This window comes from Acinetobacter sp. GG2 (assembly GCF_000292385.1).
GTDB lineage: Bacteria > Pseudomonadota > Gammaproteobacteria > Pseudomonadales > Moraxellaceae > Acinetobacter > Acinetobacter seifertii.
In genome coordinates this window covers 172888-197387 of record NZ_ALOW01000040.1, presented here as the reverse complement: position 1 = coordinate 197387, position 24500 = coordinate 172888, and the positions used below count along the sequence as shown (strand labels likewise).

The following is a 24500-nucleotide window of genomic DNA, read 5'->3' as shown; positions in this document are numbered from 1 at the left end:
TGATAATAACCTGTTTAAATACAAAACGGTAGCGCAGTATGTTGAATACTACGCTACCGTTTACAGTAATTTGTATAAAAAGTACAATTTCGTTACATGAAACTGTACTTTGTTAACTTATTACTTCATTTGTGCTTTGATCAAGTCACCAATAGTCTTAGGACCATTTTCTTGAGAAGCAGATGCTGTACGTAAGTTAGCAACTGCTTCTTTCTCTTCAGCTTCGTCTTTCGCTTTGATAGACAAGTTGATAGAGCGAGATTTACGATCAACGTTGATGATTTTCGCTTCAACTTCTTGACCAACTTCTAAGAATTTAGTCGCATCTTCAACGCGGTCACGGTTGATTTCAGAAGCTTTAAGAGTTGCTTCAACTTCGTCAGCTAACTTAACAGTTGCGCCACGAGCATCAACTGCAGTCACAGTACCTTTAACTAAAGCACCACGTTCGTTAGCAGCTAAGAAATCATTGAACGGATCGCTGTTCAATTGCTTGATACCAAGGCTGATACGGTTACCTTCAGCGTCTACAGACAAGATAACAGCTTCAACTGTGTCACCTTTCTTGTAACGACGGATAGCTTCTTCGCCTTGTTCGTTCCAAGAAATATCAGACAAGTGAACTAGACCGTCGATACCGCCATTTAAACCAATGAAGATACCAAAGTCAGTGATAGACTTGATTGTACCTGAAACTTTTTCGCCTTTCTCATGAGACTTAGCAAACTCTTCCCATGGATTAGCACGAGTTTGTTTGATACCAAGGCTGATACGACGACGTTCTTCGTCAACTTCAAGAACCATAACATCAACTTCGTCACCGATCTGAACAACTTTAGATGGGTGGATGTTTTTGTTAGTGTGGTCCATTTCAGAAACGTGTACTAAACCTTCAACGCCTTCCGCGATTTCAGCGAAACAACCGTAGTCAGTTAAGTTAGTAACACGTGCTTTAACGATAGAACCTTTAGGGTAACGGCTCATGATCGCTAACCATGGATCTTCGCCTAATTGCTTAAGGCCTAAAGATACGCGGTTACGTTCACGGTCAAATTTAAGTACTTTAACAGTAACTTCTTGACCAACTTCAACAACTTCTGAAGGATGCTTGATACGCTTCCAAGCCATATCTGTGATATGAAGAAGACCATCAATACCGCCAAGATCAACGAATGCACCGTAATCAGTAAGGTTTTTGATAGTACCTGTAACTGTTTGACCTTCTTCAAGTTGAGCAAGTAATGCTTCACGGTCAGCAGAAGATTCAGCTTCCATAACAGCACGACGAGATACAACAACGTTGTTACGTTTAGCATCAAGTTTGATTACTTTAAACTCTAACTCTTTACCTTCAAGGTGAGTAGTGTCACGGATAGGACGAGTGTCAACTAATGAACCTGGTAAGAATGCACGAACAGGACCGATGTCAACAGTGAAACCGCCTTTAACTTTACCAGAGATAACACCAGTAACGATTTCGCCATCTTCAAAGATTTTTTCAAGTTTAGTCCAAGTTTCAGCACGTTTAGCTTTTTCACGTGATAAAACTGTTTGACCCATACCGTTGTCAAGAGCTTCAACAACTACGTCAACAGTATCGCCAACCTGAACTTCAAGTTCACGTTGTTCATTTAAAAATTCAGCACGATCAACAATGCCTTCTGATTTAAGGCCAGTGTCAACAGTAACCCAGTCGCTATCGATGTTTACAACAACACCTTGGATGACTGCACCCTTTTCAACGTTGAGGTTTAATTCACTTTCTTCAAAGAGGGCTGCAAAAGATTCGGTCATGATATACCTGATAAATTCAGCGGTCTTGGATCAGACAAGGCCGGTTTAGTTAAGTATCAACATAGTCTTTATAGACTGATCAAGCTATGCGTCAACTGATAATCTTAGTTGCTAACAGTACGGCTATTGACATAATCAACCATTAACTTAAATACTTGATCGATCGTTAATTCCGAACTATCAATAATATAAGCATCTGCGGCTGGCTTGAGAGGAGCAACTTCTCGCTCCATATCTCTTTTGTCACGCGCTTGTATATTAGCTAAAATGTCGTTTATTTTAGCATCTAGCCCCATGCCCTGCAACTGTTTTACTCTTCGCTCAGCACGCGACTCAGCCGAAGCTGTCAGATAAATTTTTGCATTAGCTTCCGGGAAAATTGATGTTGCCATATCTCGGCCATCTGCAACTAAACCTGGAGTTTGTGCAAAGGCTCTCTGACGATCAAAAAGTGCTTGTCTAAGTTCAGGAATTGCTGCAACTTTAGATGCATATTCACCAACTCGCTCTGTGCGGATGGTTTGCGATACATCTTCTCCATCAAGGAAAACTAATGTTCCCTCAGGTGAAGTTTCAAACTTGATATTAAGCTGACGAGCATAATTCACACACTCATCTAAATGGCTATCTAATTTTTCCAATAAATCATGTTTATGTAATGACAACCCTAACAAACGATACAAGGCGCCAGAGTCAAGTAAATGAAATTGATAATACGCAGCAAGTTTAGCTGCTAATGTTCCTTTACCCGAACCGCTCGGACCATCAATAGTAATAATTTGAACTGTCATTGAACTCTCACTAAGAAGCAAATGCTTTAGCTAATCTCGAAAAGCCTAGTGTAATCGCTAGTTTTAGCTGTGCAAGAATTAATTTACTTACAACAGGAGCTTTTGCTGTTAATTCGATACGATAAGTGACCAAAGTAATATAAGGGGTAATTTCAGAAAACTCGATACGACCTAAATGATGTTTAATTAAAGGATTATCAATCAATTTATATTCAATACGCTTGTTTTCTTCGAGATGAGTAATTTCTTCTTTAAGCGGTTTAATTGCACCAAATCCCATACCACGAATAGAACCAACCCCATCTGGTCTTTCAGGATCTGTTGAGTCTTTCACACGTACAACTTGTAGTGGAGCAAATGCCTTGTTGTAAGTTGCATGTTTAGAAAGCAGGTTAAATACATCACACAGCGGAGCATTAAATTCTTTTTGTATAGTAATTACATTACGCATGAAAGTTCCTTATTTAAATAAATCATGTCAATGAAACGGCGCTAGTTTGCCATAACCCCATGACATTTTTTAATCATTTAAGGACGTTTTTTGTTGTTTCTCTTTTTTCTTTTGTTCACGTCTTTGCTTAAAAAAAAGACTTAACTGTTGAGCACATTTTTCATGTAAACACCCTTGCTCAAAAGTAAATTTATGATTGTAATAACCATTTTCTAATAATTGACGCGCACTGACAAGTGAACCAGCTTTAGGTTCTGTTGTACCAAACACAACATGTTTAATCCTTGCATGTACTAAGGCCCCTACACACATCGTGCAAGGTTCAAGCGTAACATACAAAGTTGCGTCGTCTGGTAAACGATAATTTTTCAATGAGTCACAAGCCGCACGAATAGCTTGAATTTCCGCATGGGCAGTAGGATCAGATAAACCAATTGGAGCATTAAAACCTGCTCCAATTAATTTATTTTGACTTACGATTACAGCACCTACAGGAATTTCACCCTGTTCAGCCGCTAACTCAGCTTGCTCGTAAGCAAGCTGCATCCAATACTCGTTACTAAATTTGGACATTTATTGACTATGAAACTACGCCATATTGTCTAAGTAAGGCATTCCAGCTATCAATAGACGTTATTGGTGGATCATCAGCCAAAATACCTCTTAAGCTAAGGTCTTCACATGCTTTCCATTCTGGCGATAAATCTTTATCAACTAAACGGGCACGAACACCTTCGACAAAATCAGGATGACGAATTTTCCATTCAGAGATTTGCGCTTCTAAATCAAAAACTTCGTCCCAAGAATGTACTTGCTTACCCCATTGCCATAATAACCAAGTAATGGCTGCTGTGCTCGGTGAACCCTTTTGCAAATTTTCGCTGGCTTGACGCAACCAATCACTGCTTGCATCTCGTAAGCTAACAATTGATTGGTAGTCTTGTTCAAAACTTGAACCACGACAAACACTATGGATAACGTCTAACGAATTTTGTAATGGCCCTGCTGCAACCGGGCGATGCAAACTATTTAAAGTATCATCAATCGCGCGGAAATCACCTGCCGGATAGTGAGCCCAATTAATATTAAGTACTTTTTGCAGGACATTATCACGTTGTGCTTCACAAATATGTGTCGCCCAACCAATGCTAAATGCCCCAGCAGCAGTCATAATTGAACCAGTCAAACCAGTAAATAAACCAATTTGCCCACGGTCAGCAAGGAAACGGCTTGCTCCAACATCCGGATATAGGCCAATGTTAATTTCAGGCATTGCTAAACGTGAATATGGCGTAACAAGGCGGAAAGGCGCCGCCATGAACAAGCCTAGTCCACCACCCATTACATAACCTTCGCCCCACACCACAATAGGTTTGGCATAGTTATGCAATAGTAAATCCAAAGCATATTCTTGCTGGAAAAACTTATTTGCTGTTTCTACTTCTTGATTGATCACCAGCTGACGTAATTTGCGTACATCTCCGCCTGCACAAAAAGCTTTTGGTGTTGTCGAATCCAACCAAATTGCTTTTACTCGCTCATCATCACGGAAGTCTTCAAATACTCGTAACAAAGCCGTTACGATTGATTCATCTAAAGCATGTAATGATTTAGGCCGATTCAATCGTACAATACGCCAACCATTTTTCGCTTCTTCAACTACCAAATCCGGATGATAGCTATTTACATTGGGAGAGTTCATCATGCGTCCAATTGCCAGTCTATGGGCTCAATGCCATGTTGTTTCAAATATTGATTTGTTTTTGAAAACACTTTACACCCAAAGAAACCACCACGATTAGCCGCAAGTGGTGATGGATGTGCAGCTGTTAAAACCAAATGTTTTTCTCTATTTATACGTTGTCCTTTACGTTGTGCATAAGCACCCCATAAAATAAACACGATATGCTCACGTTGTTCATTTAAAACATCAATTACTGCGTCAGAAAACTCTTCCCAACCTTGTTTTTGATGTGATGTTGGTTGTCCTGCTTCTACAGTAAGTACACTATTTAATAAAAGTACACCTTGCTCGGCCCATTTAGTTAAATCACCATGACGCGAAACAGGTACACCTAAATCAGTGTTTAATTCATGAAAAATATTACGTAAAGAAGGAGGTAATGCAATCCCTTTTTGTACGGAGAAACTTAACCCATTCGCCTGATTAGGACCATGATATGGATCTTGCCCTAAAATAACGACCTTTACATGATCTAAAGGCGTAATATTTAAAGCACTAAAAATTTGTTTGCTTGGTGGATATATTGTTTTCTGAGCTTGCTTCTCTTGGAAGAGAAAGTCTCGCAAACTATCCATATAAGGGCTCAGCAAAAATGGAGTTAATGAGCTTTTCCAGCTTTCTTCTAATTGAACTTTACTGAGTTTGTCTTGCTGTTGCTCAGTTAATTGCATTAATGTCATCCTAGATCAATTTTCATTTCTAAAAACAAAGGGAAGTTAACTTACACTTCTACTTGTAAGTTAACATGCGGATTATGAAATTTAATCCCTTGTTTTAAATTTTCATACATTTGTAGATCAGTCCACTCAGATTGAACTTGTTCTGAAAAAACAATTCCTTCAAGGTTTAACAAACCCATTTGCTCATTTTGAATATCTTCAAGGAAACTTTGGGCATATCCCGTATCAGTTTCATGAACAATCACTGAATAAACTTCAACATCGCCTTCCCCATTTTGGGTAACGGTCGATTGTAATACCTGTTGAGCTAAGAAAAAGAAGATACGAGAAAATTGTTCGGCAGATGGAGACACTGGTAAAGAAATCCAACGTGCACTAAAAGTCTTACAAGCATCGATATATTGAGGGTCATCTTTTTCCCAGAAACAAATCGCATGATCAAAACTATCAAAAAGGTCTTTAATTACACCTTTTAATAGTCCAAAATCATATACCATTTGTCCATGATCTAATTTCGAAGCTTTAAGTAATAACTCGACTTTATAACTATGCCCATGAATCGATCGCTTACAACGATCCGATGTACAGTTACGTACAACATGTGCATTTTCAAACTTAAATAACTTACGAATTAACATGTGCCAAATCGATCATTCCTTCTAAGAACATTATTATAAAGCAAAAGACAAAAACTTCGCACCACTTTTCAAATAGAAACAATTAGCAAAAAGTATGATAAGAGATGTGAAGGAATTTTGAAGATATTGATTTTTACTTTAAATACTGTCTATGCAGAAATATGACCCCATCCCTTTTATTAATAAGTTTCAAGTATTACAGACTCAAAAAAAATATCAATAAATTTATTCAGTTAAATGGAGCCAAGCTTCTGGAATATACATATACTTGCTTGTCTTTTCGCATTAAAGCACTGGTAAACTGACGCTTTCTATTGTTTAGAACAACTTCAATTTGAGCTTGAAAGAAGTTGGATTTAACATCAATAAGACCACTCACCTGCTTTTTCTTCTCACTATCAACCGCTGAAAAAGCATTCAATTGCCAAAGTTCATCAACATTTTGAAAGAACTTTAAGTTTTGCTGTCGTGCTTGTAATTCTTTTTCTATAGTTCCCACATCTAGTTTTTCATCAATACTTGCTAAAACCAATGGTGAAGCAGTATTAATATTTAACTTCGTATTTTCAGGTAAGGCAGAAATATATGGAGAGATAAGGTCATATTTTTTACCTTCAAAGCCTCTGACCAGCTTTAACTCTTCAATACGATGAAATTTAGTATTTGCAGCCATATAGCTTGGATCTAAACCTTGATAATAACTACTTTCTGCTCCCATTGGTCCAGCTGGTTCATCATTTGGGTCTTGCCAATCAATCACAGCTTGACTTAACTCAGCGGGTAAACCTACTCGTACAAGCAAACGCTCGAACCAATTTTTAGCATCTTCATTGACAGCGCCTTCCCCGTTGGTCAAATTATTTAGATTAAACTTCCCCGACTCATCAAGTAAACGCCCTGAGACAAAACCATCTTCAACTGGGAACGGTGGCGTAGGTTGCGCCCATGTTTCCTTTAAATGATCCACTCCACCAGCATTATTTGCATCTTGAATTAATAATTCCGAAAAAAAAGCTTCTGCACTTTTTGCATAGAGCAAAGATTGATTTTGCAGCATTAAGTAAGCTGTATTTTCCATAGTATTATTTTGATGTTTAGCAATTGAAGCAGCTAAGATTGTAGCCAACGCGACCATAATAAGTATTGTCAATAAAGCCACGCCCTGTTGGTGCTTATAACGAATAACCATTATGAACCACCTTGCTGAGAAAGTGCCAAGTTGCTTTGATTTAAGCTATAAACCCATTCATAACTTACTCCTGCAACTGTAACTTGGATTTTTATTCCTTTCGGTAATTTTTTTAACTCGTTAGGTTTTGTTGGATCAATATTAACTTCGGGCCATTTTGTTACTTCTTGCGGAGTCAAAACCATAACTCGATATTGGTCAACTTGGCTTAATAAGGTACTTGATAAAGGTTGCTCGTTATTCGAAGTATTTAAATTTGTATATTTAAGACGATATAGTTTTTTTTGATCAGCATCATAACGATATTCAATTCGTTCAAATGGTGACAAACCCTGTTTTAAAGGATCAGTTACACCTGCTTTGCTAAAACGTAAAATTTGATTATCGATTTCTAAAGCTGGATGAAGTTGCCCACCTTGATTTGCAGATAAAGGAATAATTTGCAGAGTATCACGAAGAGTTTGTTGATAAGCATCTTGTAATTCAAATAAATGCACTTCATGTTCGGCGTTACGATCACGAACCTTGAGTAAATAATCGAATATTTTCCACCCCAATAAAGATAAAACCGCGAAAATAGCAATCGCAACCAATAACTCAACCAACGTAAATCCTGAGGCGCGAGTTAATCGAGCATTGCTTGATCGCGCCGCAAGACGAGAAACCATGTTTCGAGTGTGAGGCTCTCTAAAACAACGCTTTGTCCGAGCGCAAGCTGAAGAGCTATGCTCTGAGTAGTCAGTCGACACAATACTTGATCGTGCCGTAAGACGTGAAACTTTGCTTCGGGTGCAAAAGTGCTTATTTTTTATCATTATTTTGCTTTCACTGGATAATTAAAAAAGACCATATGCGTAATACCGTTTTGTACTTTTCCCTTATCCGGATCATATAAGCTGATTTGTACATCAATTTTTTGAACATTAGGGCTAACAGTCGATTCAGCTGATTTATCAATCTGCCAAGTCTCACCTTGAGAAGTTACCTGCTTACTTTGAGTGCCCTGCAACCACTCTTGGTTAATCTCCATCATGGCAATTTCATTCATTGCTACAAATTGAGCTTTGGTTCGTAAAATTGCATTAGAAGTAGACTGTGTGTACTGCATTGCTACTTTAGTTAAAGCGACAGCTGCTACAGCAAAGATTGCAAGAGCTACCATAACTTCTAATAGGGTAAAGCCTTTAGATTTCATTTATTTTACCCAAATGATCTATTTGTATTTCTGAACCAATCGGTTTTTGTTCTAAATAAAATTGTATTTTTACAGTCTTGGCTTCACCATTGCCAAACCAAATGAGTTGAGGCGTTTGCCCTCCCACTAAATCGGTATTTTTAGCTTTAGAATAATTCTGCCCATCTATCGGTTGCACAGAGAAAGATACATGCGTAGGAAGTTGCCGTGTTTTAAACTCAGCATATTTCTGCCATTGGTTTTTTATATCTTGTACTTGCAAGGTACTTTGATCGTGATATTCATATAATTCATAAGAAAATGGTGAGACATCTGTCTCACCATGAGTTTCTAAAGCTAATACACGCGATTGATCAAGTGATTCTTTATTAATTTTCTGCAAATCTAATAAAAATAACTCTCGTGCCTGCATTGCCTTCTTTTGGTCTATACCACCGATATTCAATACAACAAGTGAGGTCATAATTGTCATAATCACGATGACCACCATCACTTCTATGAGGGTAAAGCCTTTTTGTGATTGAAATGATTTCGATTTCATATCGACCTATTAAGCGTATTGCTCAACTGCTTGTTTCGGTAAGGCCAATGCCTGATCAATATAAGCTACTCTTAAAGTATCTCTTGAACCCAAATAACGTTGGTAAAAACTTGAGTTCAGAATTGCAGCAGCTCCATGAGTGAGCGACCAAATTGAAGCCAAGTAATCGCGCGTAGTCATATGACTCTGGATTGACTCTAAATAATGGTCAGTCATACGAATAATGATACGTAAGCGCTGTTTTCGCACTTGATACAATTCATTAAAAAGATGGTGTACACCTTGCGCGGTAATCGAAAGCTTTTCTTCAATTTGATGAAACAAAACTGTTCGCTCTGGGTGATGCAAATGATGCAACATAAAGAAAGCCAAATGCTCTGGAAAAGCTTTTTCAGTGTCTTGAACCATTTCAAGTAGCATGCGCTCATTACGAATAATTAACAGCATGTACAATTCATCTTTACTTTGAAAATGTTTATACAAAGTACCTTTTGCCAAATCAAGCTCAGCAGCCAGCACATCAAGTGTCATTCCGGCTTCGCCATTTTCTAACAACAACTGTTCCGCAACTTGAAATATTAACGCTTCTCTTGCTCGGAACTGAGCTTGACGGTCCATCTTCACGCAATTACTCTCTTTATATAGTTTCTATAAGTTAAATCGCTTTGAGTAAATTTTCAAAATTTTGAGAAGTGATTCTTGCAATTTCCTCAACCGACTTATCATATACATCACTAAGTGCTTTCGCTACATAGGGCACGTATTTTGGTTCATTTGTTTTACCACGATATGGCACTGGAGCCAAATAAGGACTATCTGTTTCAATTAAAAGTCGATCTAAAGGCACTTGCTTGGCAACATCTCGTAGGTCTTGCGCATTTTTAAATGAAACAATTCCTGAAAAGGAAATATAATAACCACAGTCCAATACGGCTTTTGCTGTTTCCCAGTCTTCAGTAAAACAATGCAAAATACCATGTGAAGATTGTTCAGCTCGAATAATATCTACCGTGTCATGTTTGGCTGAACGTGTATGAACAACTACTGGCTTTTTGACATTTTTAGAGGCTTGAATATGCCGAGCAAAACAAGCCTTTTGCTCATTAATAAAGTCAGTACTGTGGTAATAATCTAAACCTGTTTCGCCTAAAGCCCACACTTTTTCTGATTGAGCTAACTCAGTCAAATACTCAGTCGTTGCTCGAGCCATGGTATCTATATCCTCACAAGGATGCACACCCACCGTATACCCAACATCTTCATGACGCTTTGCGATTTCAGCTAAAGCAATATGATCATCAAGGTCAACTGAAATTGCCATAAACTTAGAGACACCTTCTGCTCGTGCAGCAACAAGTGCAAGATCTAAATCACCGTTATAAGGCATTAAATCTAACATTGTTAAATGGCAATGGGTATCAACAAACACTGTACTTTCCTATCTGCTTACATGGTATAACTTGGACGATCTAAAGACATACTACCAGCTAAAATCCGTTCAGCCTCAGCTTTATAGTAAATGCCTTTATCACCACTCAATTGAATTGCGAAGCCTTGCGGTTTAAAACCACTTTGCTTATGTGAAATCCACACTACTTTACCAGTTAAAGGAATTTTTTGTGATTGTTCTGGTAATGTAGCTAAAATAAAAATTTCTTGGCCCATCTTCACTTTTTGCTTCGATGGTACAAATAAGCCTCCACCTTGCACATACCCCATATAGCTTGCTTGCAAGGTTGCTCTATCAGGAATATTGACCTGAATAATTCCACCCATTTGTGGTTGCATTATAGTTTCCCCTTAAACGTTCATTAATTTTATAAAAAGTTGATCTGTGATGAGTTGTGTTTGCACATTTTGTTCAACCAATCTTTTAGATTGCTGTACTTCCTCATAAAGACTGAATAAGCTTTCTAAATTATAGTTTTGTGCCAATTGATCAAATTGTAAATCAATATTTTTCTGTGGTTGGTTCAGCTTGACACAAATTAAATCCCCCAACAAGTACTCAAGAAGCATCATAAAATCACTAAAGTTGAGCTCTTTCTGCCACTTAGCTGAATAAAATAAAGGCATGTTTTTTTGGTTAACGACTTTCGTCCAGTCTTCTAAAAAGGACTGTCTTTTCGCAAACCAATCACTGGTCGCAATTTCGACTGCTTGCAAAGGCATGTCATTAGAAAGGCCTAACAATAATTCAGGTGACACTGACGCGATTTCAGCCAAATGCTCATTTAGATAAGTTGTTGCCTGCTCATATGAAATGCGGTCTAAAGCAAAATGCTGTAAACGACTTCGAATGGTAGCTGGTAATTTCAAATAGTGATCAGCCAACAAAATTAAAACAACACGCTCACCGGGTTCTTCTAAAGTTTTTAACAGTGCATTTGATGATGCAAGATTTAAAGCTTCGGCTGGTTCAATAACAATAACACGCCATCCTTCACCAGTTTGCTGGACAAATGGCAATAGATCTCGAATTTTTTCTATTTTAATTTTTGCATTCTGTTTTTTATTTTCTTCATCAGTCGTGATATGAACATAGTTTGGGTGCGTATCTGACTTTAACCATTGACAGCTACTACATTCACCACAAGCACCGTGAGGTTGTTTATTTAAACAAAGTACCCACGCTAAGAAATGCTTAGCAAAAGCATGCTTGCCACAACCTTGTTTACCATAAAATAATAAGCCATGCCCAATATTGGGAAAACGTGTTGTTAACGTTTCCCACATTGTCTGTTGCCACGGATAAACCTTAGAAGTCACATTCTGATTCATTAAATTAATACTTACTCAAAAGACTCAACAGGCATATTATTTAGACGGTCAAGATCTGCTTGAGTATCAACACCTGGCGGTAAATTCGCTTCTGCTACAGCAATAGCAATACGGTGCCCATTTTCTAAAACACGTAATTGCTCAAGACTCTCTAGCTTTTCAAGTTTACCCATGTCCCATGTAACATATTCTTGTAACAAGTTGACACGATAAGCATATAAACCTAAATGACGAAATGCTTGGCCATGTAAACTTGGTTCAGCTTGTTTAGTACCATCTCGATCATAAGGAATAGTTGCACGACTAAAGTACAAAGCTTCATTTTGATTAGACATAACAACTTTCACAATGCTATCACGCTGAAACTCATCTAAAGCATGAATAGGCTCACATAATGTGGACATTGAGCAATTTGGCTTTTCAACTAGAAGCTTAGCAACCTGCTGAACAAGTTGAGCTGGTAGTAAAGGCTCATCACCTTGTACATTTACAATAATGTCATCCGCATCCCAACCTTTAATACGAGCAACTTCGCTTAAACGGTCTGTTCCCGATGGATGGTCAGCACTTGTTAAAACAACATCGACACCCTCTGCACTGCATATTTCAGCAATACGCTCATCATCGGTTGCTACACACAGATCATCGAAACCTTCAACTTTCTTTGCCTGATCTACTACGCGTAAAATCATAGGACGATCATGAATAAGTAACAATGGCTTACCTGGCAAACGCGAGCTTGAGAAACGTGCTGGAATAACGATGTGTTTCATTTTTTCTTCCTAAGATATTTGAATATCAAGCTTTTGCAATTGTTGATTTAAAACCTGATAGCATTCTTCAGACAAAACAGCTTTAACAGGTACGACCCAAATAGGCCGTTTAAATTCTGGATGCTTTTCGAGTAACGGTAACAACTTAACCGCATCTTTTTCAGTCGTAATGATAGGTTGGTCATCATTAAATACAAGATCATCAATAACGTAATCATGATGATCACGAAAAGCATGCTCTTGAAATTGGTTTATACCTAAACCTTTAAGTGTTTGGTAAAAGCGCTGAGGAAAACCAATACCAACTACTGCATGGTAATTATTTTGAGTATTGAATGATAATTCAGTTGATGAAGAAGGATTCAACAAGTAAGGTTGGCCTGCATCCAAATGCATATGCATTGCTGTTGAAGGAGCAAATGCATGTTCGATTACTGTACCAGTTTTTAAACGTTCAGCAGGTTCACGTAAATAGCCTTCTGGTAATAACTTTCTATTTCCAAGGCCACGATTTTGATCAAGCACAATCCATTCTATTTGACGACCTAATGCCCAGTGTTGCAAACCATCATCACTAATAATTAAATCTAGTTTTGTTGATGCTAATAATAACTCGATTGCTGCTTGTCTATTGGGCCCTACAGCCATAGGAACGCCTGTTGACTGTACAATTAAAGCAGGTTCATCTCCTGCTTCAGCTGCCTGACTGGCTGATGTCACCAACATAGGAAAAGGACCAGCTCCACCATAACCCCGACTAATTACCCCTACTCTTACGTTATGTTGTTTCAGGTAGTTAACCAGTTCTATTAATAATGGCGTTTTGCCACTACCGCCCACTGTAATATTTCCAATCACCATGACCGGTACAGGCGCGTCATAGATTTTTTTTAAACCTGAATTATAAAAATGACGATTCAATAAAAACCCAACACGATACAAACATGATAATGGACGCAAAACAACCAACCAATTTGATTGTTTATTCCATGCATTTTGTATCAGCTGGGCTAAAGACATACTTAGTTGTCCTCAAAATTACGCTGATGTAATTGATGATAAGCACCCTGTTTAGCAAGTAATTCTTGATGAGTACCTTGTTCAACAATTTGTCCACGATCTAACACAACAATACGGTCTGCATTTTCAATTGTTGATAAACGATGCGCAATCACAATCGTTGTACGATCTTGCATCGCTTCATCAAATGCTTGTTGAATAAAATGCTCAGATTCATTATCAAGCGCACTTGTCGCTTCATCTAAAATAAGAATTGGCGCATTTTTCAAAATTGCACGAGCAATTGCTATACGTTGACGTTGACCACCAGACAAGTTTAAGCCTTGAGCACCTAAGACAGTATCGTAACCATTTGGTAAGTTCATAATAAAATCATGGGCGTAAGCAGCTTTCGCTGCGGCTATCACTTGTTCATCACTTGCATCATGCAACTGACCATAAGCGATATTTTCACGTACTGTTCGGTTAAACAAAACAACTTGCTGATTTACCATTGCAATTTGCGTGCGCAAACTTGAAAGTTCAATATCACGTATTGGTAAATCATCTAAATAAATTTGACCACTTGAGACTTCTTGAAAACGCACCAGCATGTTCACTAAAGAGGTTTTACCAGCACCAGAACGCCCTACCAATGCAACAGTTTCGCCTGGGCGGATATCTAAAGAAAAGTCTTTAATCGCCTGAGTGCCATCAGCATAGTTAAGTACAACATGATCAAAACGAATTGCACCTTGCAACTTAGGTTGAAGATGACCGCTGTTTTCTTCTTCAGGTAAATCTAATAATTCAAAAACTGAATGTGCTGCCGCCAAACCACGCTGCAACTTCTCATTAACATCAGTTAAGTTTTTGACAGGTTTAGAGAGTAAACCAGCCGCTGTAATATACGCGACAAACTCACCAGCACTTGTATTACCTAAAATTTGTGGTCTTAAAGCCAACCATACAATAAGAGCCATTGCGCAAGCCATAACCACTTGAACAACAGGGCTATTCAGGTTTTGTACAATCACCATTTTTAAACCGCGTTTTAAATTCTCTTCAGATGACTTATAAAAACGCTCTTGTTCTGACTCTTCACCTGCGAAACTTTTAACAACTGCACTACCACTAATACTTTCTTGCACTACATGGTTGACATCACCCATAGTGTCTTGCACTTGCAGTGAAAGTTTGCGCATTCTTTTTGATGCTCTACGTACCAAAACACCAATAATCGGTAAAAAAACCATGATACAAATAGTCAAACGCCAATTTGTATAAAACAAATAACCTAACAATCCCAAAGTAATCATGCCATCTCGAACGATGGTTTTTAAGGATTCAGATGAAGCAGCCGTCAGCTGTTCAACGTTATACATAATTTTGGCTGTAATGTGTCCCGAAGAGTTATCGAGATAATACTGGGCTGGCAATCTTAAAAGTTTTGCATAAACCTCTTGTCGAATGCTAAAAACCAAACTACGTGAGATAACAGCAGTATAGTAGCCACCCATAAATAGGCCAAGGCCACGGAAAAATACTAATAAAATAATTAGTAAAGGGAACCAATCCAGATCCGCTCTACTCGAATTTTGAATTGCATCAATAATGAATTTAATGAGCTTAGCAACTGAAACCTCTGTTGCTGAGTTCATACCGAATCCGATAAGAACTAATAAGGCCACGCCCCAATAAGGTTTTAAATAAGATATGAGACGCAAATAAACCTTAAAATCTTGATTCACTCAGAAAAACCTCTAGAAGGAACTTTGGTACTAATATTGATGTTAACAAAACCGAGTTGTCCTGCTACATCCATAACACGAATAACATCCTGATGAGACGCTTTTGCATCAGCAGCAATGATAAACATAAAATCACGGCGCTCTTGAGCAATTTGCTTAATTGCAGTACTCAAATCAGCTATATCTTTGGTAGACAATGCCTGACCGTTAACAGCGTAATGACCGCTAGAGTCTACCACGACTTCAATTTTATGATCGTACTGTTTTGGTGGGACGCCTTGCGCATCTGGTAATGTTAAATTGAGACGACTGGGCTGGTTAAAAGTAGTAGATAACAATAGAAACACTAAAATAAACAACAAACAGTCAATCATCGGCGTCAGATTGATATGAATATCTTCAACTTGAGAACGTTTAAACTTCATATTGTTCCCTATCCATCAACCAACACGACGGTGTTCTTGAGCAACAGAAGAGCGTTTGTAAAACAGTGATGCGTGAAAGAGTGTAGACTGCTGCTCTAATTCCGCAATGTAGTTTTGTACTACTCTTTGAAAATAGCGATATGAGATAAGAGCAGGAATTGCAATGAGCATACCAACGGCGGTCGTAATTAGCGCTTTTGAAATACCCGGAATCATTAGACTTGGACTACCTGCCGAACCAAAATCAATCACTAGAAAAGACTCAATAATCCCTACAACTGTCCCAAGCAAGCCAAGTAATGGTGCAATTGCACTTAAAGTTCCCAAGAAGTTAATATTTTTTTCTAAATAAGAAATTTCTTGAGAAGCCATTGCTTCCATTTGTGCTCGAGCAAATTGCTCACCATGTTCTTGATGCTCAAAACCAGCTTTTAGAATATTTCCTAATGCTGTGTTTTGAGCAGCAGTATCCTGCTCCAAATTTGTGATGATATGAGAAACATCTGCACTACCATCACTCATCAGTAATTTGGGCAAAACTTGTGAACGTCTTAAACGTATAAAACGCTCAATACTAATAGCGACCGTTAAAATTGAACACAAAATTAAAGGCAGCATTAACCAGCCGCCCGCTTTCACAAGTTCCCACATATTTTCTTCCCCAAGAATATAAATTAGAAATATATGACCTAACTTAGAATTACTCTGGCAAACAAATATTCAAAATACCATCTAACTCATCGAGTGAATGATAATGAATAACAAGCTTACCTTTACCTTTCTGGTTATGATCAATTTTAACATTGGCACCAAATCGCTCAGATAATTTTTGCGTTAATTGCTCAATGTCTGGTGCAACAGGAGTTTTTTCTTTTTCCTGTTTAGGCTCATTCCAATCGCGCACTAACTGTTCAGTCTGACGAACAGATAATCCTTTTTCGATAACAATTTGGGCAACTTCAAGCTGCTCTTTGCCTTTTAAAGTCAAAATGGCACGAGCATGCCCCATATCAAGCTGGCCCTGTTGCATAAACTCTTTAATATCATCAGCCAAGCTTAATAAACGCAGTAAATTACTCACCGTTGTTCTTGCTTTACCAACAGTATCAGCGATTTCCTGATGACTTAAACCAAACTCATCATGAAAACGTTGCAATGCTAAGGCTTGATCAATAGGGTTTAAATCTTGACGCTGGATGTTTTCAATCAGCGCTAAAGCAATGGCAACTTGGTCATTTAAATCACGAACAATTGCAGGAATTTCAGTTAAACCGGCAATTTGTGCAGCACGCCAACGACGCTCACCTGCAATGATTTCGTAAGGATGAGCTTCATCATCTACAGGGCGGATAACAATTGGCTGCATTACCCCATGCTTTTCAATAGATGATGCTAACTCTTGTAAATCATGTTCATGAATAAAACGACGTGGCTGATATTCACCACGTTTCAATAAATTCACATCAATTTGCTTTAATTGACCATGATCAAGCGCTTGGGCTTCGAGTTGTAATTTTTCTTTTTGAATTGAACCAAGTAATGCATCTAAACCACGTCCTTTCGCCAATCCGCGTTTTTTGATGCTCATACTTTACTTCCTTTCTTCACTTTACTTTTCTTTAACATCTCAGCTGCAAGATTTAAGTATGCAACTGCACCTTTAGAACTTTTCTCAAAATAGATAACTGGTAAACCATGTGCAGGCGCTTCCGCCAATCGAACGTTACGTGGAATCACGGTATCGTAGAGTTTTTTACCAAAAAACTGCTCCAACTCAGCTGACACATCACGTGTCAAAGCATTACGTGCATCATACATAGTACGTAACACACCAATGATTTCTAAATCAGGATTTAAAGCTTTTTGAATACGATCGATAGTTTGAGTTAAATCTGCCAAACCTTCTAATGCATAGTACTCACATTGCATAGGAATGATTACACTATCTACCGCCGCTAAGGCATTCACTGTAATTAAACTTAAGCTAGGTGCACAGTCAACAATAATGTAATCAAATGAATTTCTGATTTCATTTAGTGCATTCTTTAAAATGAATTCGCGTCCTTCTTGTTCCGCAATTGCCAGCTCAACGCCTGAAAGCTCACGGTTCGCGCCTAAAACCTTATATCCAACCTCTGCCTTTTGAATTGCTGTTTCGATTGGAACTTCACCCAATAAAACATCAGTAATTGAATAAAGCAGATCATTCTTTTGAATTCCAGACCCCATCGTTGCATTACCTTGCGAATCTATATCGACAAGTAACACACGTTTTTTCAATACAGCTAGTGACGCTGCAAGATTTACTGCAGTCGTTGTTTTACCAACACCACCCTTTTGGTTTGCAATCGCAATAATTTGAGCCATGGTAACCCTAATACTTTTTATTTAAATTCGTTGAAGTAAAAGTAAATGACGTTGTTCATCAAGTCTTGGTACATGCAGTTCAATCACTTTACATGAAAACTCCTGCTTAAGCTCTTCCATTTCTTCAAATGGAATGAGTCCTTTCATTGCAGCAATTATACTCTGCTCATGCAAATATGGACGTGCAGCATCAACAAAATCAGTTAGTGATGCAAATGCACGACTTGTAATCACATCGAACTGACCAAGCTCATCAATTGTTTCTTGATTTTCAACACGTGTTTGCACAGCTACTACGTTTTTAAGCTTAAGGTCAGCAATAAACTGTTTCAAAAAGCGAATTTTCTTACCATTTGAATCAAGCAATACACAAGAACGTTCCGGCTGACATAAAGCAATGATCATGCCTGGCATGCCACCACCTGTACCTACATCTAGCAAGCGCCCTGCTGGTAAGTCTTTCAAAATACTTAGGCTATCTAACAAATGCTTCACTAACATTTCTTTCGGATCACGAATCGCTGTTAGATTATAAGCTTTGTTCCAAAGTACCAAAGCATCTTGATACTTTAACAATAACGCCAAAGCTTCATCGCTAAGCGATAAACCTAATTTTTGACTACCCTGTTGTAACTCTTGAAAAAACGGATGCATAAACAGATAACATCTAAGTAAAATTTAAAACAAAGTATACCCATTTATGCATCGTGGAACACTATTTAACGATTAGGGATTACGCAGTTAATCGTAGAAGCCTTCACGAATTTGCAAATCTAGCTCCATTAAACGCTCAGGCGTCCCTACATCTACCCATGCACCTTTAAGCTTTTCAGCGGATACCTTTTGATTTTGCATTGATTGCTTCAATAGTGGAGCTAATGGACGTTTACCAGATTCCAACCCATCAAAAAGCTTAGGATGAATAACAGACACACCACTAAAAGTAAGGTTTTCACCCTTCACATCCTGATCGAATGTAAAAGCGCGCCCATCCAATAATGTAAAGTCGCCTTCAGGATGTTGTTTAGGATTATCAACCAATACAAGGTGTGCTAAATCATCATTTAGCTTAATATCGCGCAGAGCTTCAAAATCCATCGTGGTCCAAACATCACCATTCACTAGAATAAAAGGATCCGTTCCAAGTAGTGGCAAAGCATTAATAATGCCGCCAGCTGTTTCAAGTCCTTCTTCTTCTCGTGTCCAACGGATGTCCACACCAAATTGAGAACCATCACCTAAACTACTAATCAGCTTATCAGCCAACCACGCCGAATTGATGACTATTTCAGTCACACCAGTTTTTTTGAGTTTCTCAATATGCCATACAATAAGCGGCTTTCCACCTACCTCAAGCAGAGGCTTTGGCGTATATAGCGTGAGTGGACGCATACGATTACCCAAACCTGCAGCAAGAATCATTGCTTTCATTATGCTGCTACCTCATAGCTACCATATTTCTCGATAAACTTAGGCATCACCATCTTATTTACAAATGACATGAACTCTTCAAGCTCTGCGTAACCACGACTTTCCTCAAGTAAATACCACATCACTCGCGGTAAATCTTTTAGGTATCCAGACTTACCATCTCGCTCAAACAAGCGGACAAAAATACCCAAAATTTTGATATGGCGTTGAATTGCCATTAAATCAGCATCACGTTTAAATTGCTCAAAACTTCGGTTTTGTTTAGCAGAGGCTGGTAAAAGTTCATAGAAAACTTTAAACCATTGATAAACATGCTCAGCGTTCCACTGTACATATGCATCACGTGTAATCGAGATTAAATCATAGGTATCGGCACCAATAACCGCGTCTTGGAAATCGATTACACCCAATTCGTCTTCGCTTGCAATCTTCATCAAATTACGGCTATGAAAATCGCGATGTACAATAACCTGAGGTTGAGCTAGTGCTGATTGAGCCAAAAAATCAAAAGCATTATCAATAATTTTCTTTTGCTCAGCCGTTGGATGAATTCCAAGTGATGGCAACATCCAGTCTGTTAACAAGTGCATTTCTGACATTAACTTTTCATATGAATAAGCTGGAAAATTGTCAGTGCCATCAATCGATTGCAAATGAACGAGCTGCTTAAAGCTTTGTTCATAATACTGATCTACTGTTTCATCATTTAATAATGTAGATAACAGCACATCCCCAAAGTCTTCTAACAAAAGAAAACCTTGAGTGAGGTCCTTTGCAATAATTTGGGGTACTCGAACTCCATTACCCGCAAAAAATTCATCAATCGTCACAAACGGAACACAGTCTTCTTTTTCAGGAGGCGCATCCATAAGCATATATGTTTTATTTTGTAACTGAATGCGAGCATAACGGCGGAAGCTCGCATCACCTGCTAAAAAAGCGATCTGAAATTGATCATTTTCAAGAACAGATGTAAGCCATGTATGTATCAATTGTTCACGTTGTGTATTCATTTGCAATAAAATCTAAAACAAGCTGAGATTTTTGAAGGGTTAAGTGTAGCCACTTATAAACTTTTTCTCTATGATGCGACAATAATTAATTGTGAATTAGCATACTTGGTTAATGAGACAATGAAGCATCAGTTTAAATTTAATCCTTTAGCGACCGCTATTTTTACGCTCTTATGTAGTGGCTCCATACAATCAAGTTATGCTGAGTCAGCTGATGTTGTCTCCAACATAGACAATAATCAACTTAAGGCGAGTATTAAGGAAGCCTATCCAGGACAGGAATTCTTTCAACAATATTATGTTGATAAATCTGCACCTGAAGCGCAGTTGCGCAATAATAAATATTTGAGTTCGGCATTTTGTCAAGGAACTTGGATTACCCCTATTAATCCTGAAACCAAAGCGTTAGATGCAGATAAAACCACTTCGGTCGTTACGGCTGATTATGGTCATTACAACCCTGCTGGCGACTCGGTGTTAGAAGGAAATGTGGTAATTGATCAAGAAGGTCGCACGGTTCGTGCCGACAAAGTGACCATTGATAAAACTCAAACATTTGCACATGCAAAAGGCCGAGTACAGTTGGCTCAAGGTGGCTTACTCTCTCAAAGTGACGAAATTGATTACAATTTAAAGACTCAGACTGGTAATTTAGACAATAGTTTTTATATTGCCGAACAACAACATGCCCATGGTCATGCTGGAAAAATCGAAAAAACCTCTCCAAATGTGATGGTTCTTAACGATGCAACATATACCACTTGCCCTCCAGGTCAAAAACCTGCATGGAAGATCCAAGCCAATAAAATTGAGCTAAATCAGGAAACCGGTCGCGGTGTTACGCGTGGAACAAAAATCTATGTTAAAGATGTTCCTGTTATTGCCGTTCCATATTTCAACTTTCCAATTGATGACCGCCGAACTACGGGTATTCTCAATCCCCAGTTTGGCTTCTCAAACGATGGTGGTGTTGAACTTTCTGTACCTGTTTATTTAAATCTTGCACCTAATTATGATGCAACCGTGACTCCACGTTACTTAGCAGACCGTGGTGCAATGCTGCAAGGTTCGTTTAGATATTTAACTGATGGCTTCGGTTCTGGTCAAATATGGGGCGGTATACTTCCATCTGATAAAAAATACGATGATCAAGATCGTAAAAACTTTAACTTCCTTCATAACTGGGATATTAACGATCAGTGGTCAACCAATCTTGAATATCGTTATGCATCGGATAAAGATTATTTTGCTGATTTAGATAACAGCCCAAACTCTAAAACCGATGTAAATTTACGTAGAGCTTGGGAACTTAACTATCAGCACGGTATTCCTGGCTTAAAAGCGCAGCTTAAAGTTGAAGACTTCCAAACACTAGATCCAACAATTTTGGATGCAAATAAACCTTATGCACGTTTACCACAGTTTTTATTAAATTATGTCACTGGTAACCCACAGGGATTACAATACGAATTTAATAACGATACGGCATACTTTAAAAAATCAATTAATGACGGTTCTGCTCAGGAAAGTAGTGGTACGCGTATTTATAACCAGTTCGCAACACGTTATAACTATCGAACACCATCAGCCTTTGTTATTCCTGAAGTTTCTGTACGGTCTATCCAGACATTCTATGATAAGGACAGTATTGCCTCACAGGGTCTAGATGCAAGCTCAGAATCTAAATCAGTTGTTGTACCTCAGTTTACTTTGGACAGTGGTTTAACTTTTGAACGCGAAGGTAAATACCTACAAACGATCACCCCTCGTGCATTTTATGCGTATGCGCCTTACAAGAACCAAGACAGTTATCCAAACTTCGACTCAACTTCAGCATCGGTTAATTACGATCAACTCTTTAACCCATACCGCTTCTATGGTCATGACCGCCTTGAAGACAACAACTTCTTATCACTAGGTGTAAGTTATAGTCTTTTTGACACGGTAGGTTTAGAACGTTTGCGTGCAAGTGTAGGACAAAGTTATTACTTTGAAGATCGCCGTGTTACTTTAAACGAACAAGATGATATTGATACCGAACGTAATACTGGTCCTGTTGTAAGTTTAACGAGCCAACTCAACCAAAACTTTACAATTGCTGCCAATTCTGCATGGATGTCAAATGGTGATAATGCCCAGAGAGACTTCCAAGTTTACTATACAGGCGACAAAGGTAACCTTTACAACCTAGGTTACTTCTATCGCAAAGACATAGCTGGTCGTCAAGAGACTTATGATCAAGTTGTTGCATCGTTTATACAACCAATTAAAGACAATTGGCGTATTATGGGCCACGTACAATATGACATCGATAATGATGTTGCCCGTGAAATTTTACTCGGTGTTAACTACGAATCATGCTGTTGGGGTATCTCAGTCTATGGTCGCTCTTACTATAACGACCTAGATGATCCGAAAGCTTCGAATGTTAGTGAAAAACGTGCGATCATGGCTGAAATTACCCTCAAAGGTTTAGGCGGTTTAAACAATAAACTTGCATCTTTACTCGAAAATCGCGTGTTAGGTTTTAACAAAATTAATCAATCTTGGACACAACGTTAATGAAGACAAAGCATCTTAAACAGTTTTTTAAAGCAACAACCCTTGCTGTATTAATATCTTCATCAATGCATAGTTTTGCCCAACCCGCTGATGAAGTTGTGGCAATTGTGGACAATAGCGTAATTTTAAAAAGCGACCTTGAACAAGGAATGGCTGAAGCCACCCACGAATTGCAAGCACAAAAAAAAGAAGTACCACCTCAACAATACCTACAGTTTCAGGTTTTAGATCAACTTATCTTACGTCAAGCTCAACTTGAACAAGTAAAACGTTATGGCATTAAGCCTGATGAGAAAAGTCTAAATGAAGCAGTACTTAAAGTAGCAAATCAATCTGGTAGCAAAAGCTTAGAAGCCTTTCAACAAAAGTTAGATGCTATAGCACCAGGTACTTATGAAAATTTACGTAGCCGTATTGGTGAAGATTTAGCAATCAATCGCTTACGTCAACAACAAGTAATGTCTCGCATTAAAATTAGCGATCAAGATGTAGACAATTTCTTAAAGTCACCTCAGGGACAAGCAGCTCTTGGCAATCAAGTACATGTGATTCACATGCGAATTTCTGGGGACAACCCTCAAGAAGTTCAGAGTGTAGCCAAAGAAGTTCGTTCGAAGCTTGCTCAAAGTAATGACTTAAATGCACTCAAAAAGCTTTCAACTACAAGTGCGAAAGTTGAAGGTGCAGATATGGGGTTCCGCCCTCTTTCTGACATTCCAGCTGAACTTGCTGCGCGCATTACTCCGCTACAAGAAGGTCAAACAACTGATCTAATCTCTGTACGTGATGGCGTACATGTTCTAAAACTTTTAGAACGTAAGCAAAATGAACAAAAAGCTTTAGTAACACAGTATCAAACTCGCCATATTCTTATTCAACCGTCTGAAGTCGTTAGTCCTGAAAATGCGAAACAAATTATTGATAGCATTTACAAGCGATTAAAAGCAGGACAAGATTTTGCTACACTTGCAGCAACCTATTCAAACGATACAGGTTCAGCACGTGATGGCGGTAGTTTAGGCTGGGTTACACCAGGTATGATGGTTCCTGAGTTTGATAAAAAAATGCAGGAAATTCCTGTAGGTCAAATTAGTGAACCTTTCCAAACTCAATTTGGTTGGCATATCCTACAAGTGACAGACAAACGCGAAAAAGATATGACTCATGAATATCAAGAGCGTATGGCACGTCAAATTCTAGGTGAGCGTCAATTCAACACAGAAGTTGATAGCTGGTTACGTGAAGTACGTGCTAATGCCTATGTAGAAATTAAAGATCCTAGCCTCGACAAGAAAAACTTACCAAAGTAAGTTCTTCTCGCCGCTATTAAAACCTGTGTTTATCACAGGTTTTTTTATGAATAAAAATCCAGCTA

27 protein-coding genes are annotated in these 24500 nt (G+C 38.4%); 2 read left to right on the top strand and 25 right to left on the bottom strand.

The genetic code is table 11. The features are described 5' to 3' along the window. Positions 1-120: 120 nt before the first annotated feature. From rpsA to B554_RS0116915, 25 genes are all read right to left on the bottom strand, one after another. Positions 121-1794, bottom strand: coding sequence for a 30S ribosomal protein S1 (rpsA, locus tag B554_RS0117035; RefSeq protein ID WP_002050239.1), 1674 nt, complete (start codon positions 1792-1794; stop codon positions 121-123). Positions 1795-1898: 104 nt separating this feature from the next. Beyond that, positions 1899-2585, bottom strand: a complete 687-nt coding sequence (cmk, locus tag B554_RS0117030) for a (d)CMP kinase (protein ID WP_019459000.1) — start codon at positions 2583-2585, stop codon at positions 1899-1901. Positions 2586-2595: 10 nt separating this feature from the next. Then, positions 2596-3036: an SRPBCC family protein gene (locus tag B554_RS0117025; RefSeq protein ID WP_019458999.1), complete on the bottom strand. Its 441-nt coding sequence runs from the start codon at positions 3034-3036 to the stop codon at positions 2596-2598. Between the two features lie 69 nt (positions 3037-3105). Continuing rightward, entirely contained in the window at positions 3106-3609 is a 504-nt protein-coding gene (tadA, locus tag B554_RS0117020) for a tRNA adenosine(34) deaminase TadA (RefSeq protein WP_031944964.1), read from the bottom strand. 7 nt (positions 3610-3616) lie between these two features. Then, a complete protein-coding gene (locus tag B554_RS0117015; protein ID WP_019458997.1) occupies positions 3617-4741 on the bottom strand; it encodes an enoyl-CoA hydratase/isomerase family protein in 1125 nt (374 codons plus the stop codon). Then, the gene (gene ung, locus B554_RS0117010) at positions 4738-5451 is read right to left on the bottom strand and encodes a uracil-DNA glycosylase (protein ID WP_004701973.1); all 714 of its coding nucleotides are present in this window, start codon (positions 5449-5451) and stop codon (positions 4738-4740) included. Before ung ends, B554_RS0117015 begins: the two co-directional genes overlap by 4 nt. A 50-nt stretch (positions 5452-5501) precedes the next feature. Continuing rightward, positions 5502-6098, bottom strand: a complete 597-nt coding sequence (locus tag B554_RS0117005) for a 6-pyruvoyl trahydropterin synthase family protein (RefSeq protein WP_019458996.1) — start codon at positions 6096-6098, stop codon at positions 5502-5504. A gap of 229 nt (positions 6099-6327) precedes the next feature. Further along, on the bottom strand, positions 6328-7287 hold the full coding sequence (gene gspK, locus B554_RS0117000; protein WP_019458995.1) for a type II secretion system minor pseudopilin GspK: 960 nt from the start codon (positions 7285-7287) through the stop codon (positions 6328-6330). After that, on the bottom strand, positions 7287-8102 hold the full coding sequence (gene gspJ, locus B554_RS0116995; RefSeq protein WP_019458994.1) for a type II secretion system minor pseudopilin GspJ: 816 nt from the start codon (positions 8100-8102) through the stop codon (positions 7287-7289). The genes gspK and gspJ overlap by 1 nt, the downstream gene beginning before the upstream one ends. Continuing rightward, the gene (gene gspI, locus B554_RS0116990; protein WP_019458993.1) at positions 8102-8482 is read right to left on the bottom strand and encodes a type II secretion system minor pseudopilin GspI; all 381 of its coding nucleotides are present in this window, start codon (positions 8480-8482) and stop codon (positions 8102-8104) included. Before gspI ends, gspJ begins: the two co-directional genes overlap by 1 nt. After that, complete coding sequence (locus B554_RS0116985; protein ID WP_004701984.1) at positions 8472-9023, bottom strand: type II secretion system protein; 552 nt, start codon at positions 9021-9023, stop codon at positions 8472-8474. The genes gspI and B554_RS0116985 overlap by 11 nt, the downstream gene beginning before the upstream one ends. A 9-nt stretch (positions 9024-9032) precedes the next feature. Further along, positions 9033-9641 (bottom strand): TetR/AcrR family transcriptional regulator, encoded by a 609-nt coding sequence (locus B554_RS0116980; RefSeq protein WP_000375838.1) that lies wholly within the window; start codon positions 9639-9641, stop codon positions 9033-9035. A 37-nt stretch (positions 9642-9678) separates the two neighbouring features. Continuing rightward, positions 9679-10452 (bottom strand): TatD family hydrolase, encoded by a 774-nt coding sequence (locus B554_RS0116975; protein WP_019458992.1) that lies wholly within the window; start codon positions 10450-10452, stop codon positions 9679-9681. A gap of 17 nt (positions 10453-10469) precedes the next feature. After that, the gene (locus B554_RS0116970) at positions 10470-10811 is read right to left on the bottom strand and encodes a PilZ domain-containing protein (protein WP_001183024.1); all 342 of its coding nucleotides are present in this window, start codon (positions 10809-10811) and stop codon (positions 10470-10472) included. Positions 10812-10823: 12 nt separating this feature from the next. After that, positions 10824-11804 (bottom strand): DNA polymerase III subunit delta', encoded by a 981-nt coding sequence (locus B554_RS0116965; protein ID WP_019458991.1) that lies wholly within the window; start codon positions 11802-11804, stop codon positions 10824-10826. A gap of 11 nt (positions 11805-11815) precedes the next feature. Continuing rightward, positions 11816-12577 carry a 3-deoxy-manno-octulosonate cytidylyltransferase gene (gene kdsB / locus B554_RS0116960; RefSeq protein ID WP_019458990.1) on the bottom strand — a complete coding sequence of 254 codons (762 nt, stop codon included), beginning with the start codon at positions 12575-12577 and terminating at the stop codon, positions 11816-11818. 9 nt (positions 12578-12586) lie between these two features. Continuing rightward, positions 12587-13597: a tetraacyldisaccharide 4'-kinase gene (lpxK, locus tag B554_RS0116955; protein ID WP_019458989.1), complete on the bottom strand. Its 1011-nt coding sequence runs from the start codon at positions 13595-13597 to the stop codon at positions 12587-12589. 2 nt (positions 13598-13599) lie between these two features. Continuing rightward, positions 13600-15327, bottom strand: coding sequence for a lipid A export permease/ATP-binding protein MsbA (gene msbA, locus B554_RS0116950; protein ID WP_019458988.1), 1728 nt, complete (start codon positions 15325-15327; stop codon positions 13600-13602). Then, a complete protein-coding gene (locus B554_RS0116945; RefSeq protein WP_019458987.1) occupies positions 15324-15752 on the bottom strand; it encodes an ExbD/TolR family protein in 429 nt (142 codons plus the stop codon). Before B554_RS0116945 ends, msbA begins: the two co-directional genes overlap by 4 nt. A gap of 15 nt (positions 15753-15767) precedes the next feature. Then, positions 15768-16403: a MotA/TolQ/ExbB proton channel family protein gene (locus B554_RS0116940; protein ID WP_004701997.1), complete on the bottom strand. Its 636-nt coding sequence runs from the start codon at positions 16401-16403 to the stop codon at positions 15768-15770. Positions 16404-16452: 49 nt separating this feature from the next. Then, entirely contained in the window at positions 16453-17340 is an 888-nt protein-coding gene (locus B554_RS0116935; RefSeq protein WP_019458986.1) for a ParB/RepB/Spo0J family partition protein, read from the bottom strand. Next, entirely contained in the window at positions 17337-18119 is a 783-nt protein-coding gene (locus B554_RS0116930) for a ParA family protein (RefSeq protein WP_004702001.1), read from the bottom strand. The genes B554_RS0116935 and B554_RS0116930 overlap by 4 nt, the downstream gene beginning before the upstream one ends. 21 nt (positions 18120-18140) lie before the next feature. After that, complete coding sequence (gene rsmG / locus B554_RS0116925; RefSeq protein ID WP_019458985.1) at positions 18141-18773, bottom strand: 16S rRNA (guanine(527)-N(7))-methyltransferase RsmG; 633 nt, start codon at positions 18771-18773, stop codon at positions 18141-18143. A gap of 87 nt (positions 18774-18860) precedes the next feature. Further along, a complete protein-coding gene (gene murU, locus B554_RS0116920; protein ID WP_019458984.1) occupies positions 18861-19550 on the bottom strand; it encodes an N-acetylmuramate alpha-1-phosphate uridylyltransferase MurU in 690 nt (229 codons plus the stop codon). Next, positions 19550-20563, bottom strand: a complete 1014-nt coding sequence (locus B554_RS0116915; protein WP_019458983.1) for an aminoglycoside phosphotransferase family protein — start codon at positions 20561-20563, stop codon at positions 19550-19552. The genes murU and B554_RS0116915 overlap by 1 nt, the downstream gene beginning before the upstream one ends. A gap of 120 nt (positions 20564-20683) precedes the next feature. Here B554_RS0116915 and B554_RS0116910 point away from each other — a divergent pair, with 120 nt between their 5' ends. Both B554_RS0116910 and B554_RS0116905 read left to right on the top strand, forming a co-directional pair. Then, the gene (locus B554_RS0116910) at positions 20684-23125 is read left to right on the top strand and encodes an LPS-assembly protein LptD (RefSeq protein WP_019458982.1); all 2442 of its coding nucleotides are present in this window, start codon (positions 20684-20686) and stop codon (positions 23123-23125) included. Further along, entirely contained in the window at positions 23125-24435 is a 1311-nt protein-coding gene (locus B554_RS0116905; RefSeq protein WP_019458981.1) for a peptidylprolyl isomerase, read from the top strand. Before B554_RS0116910 ends, B554_RS0116905 begins: the two co-directional genes overlap by 1 nt. Positions 24436-24500 lie beyond the last annotated feature (65 nt).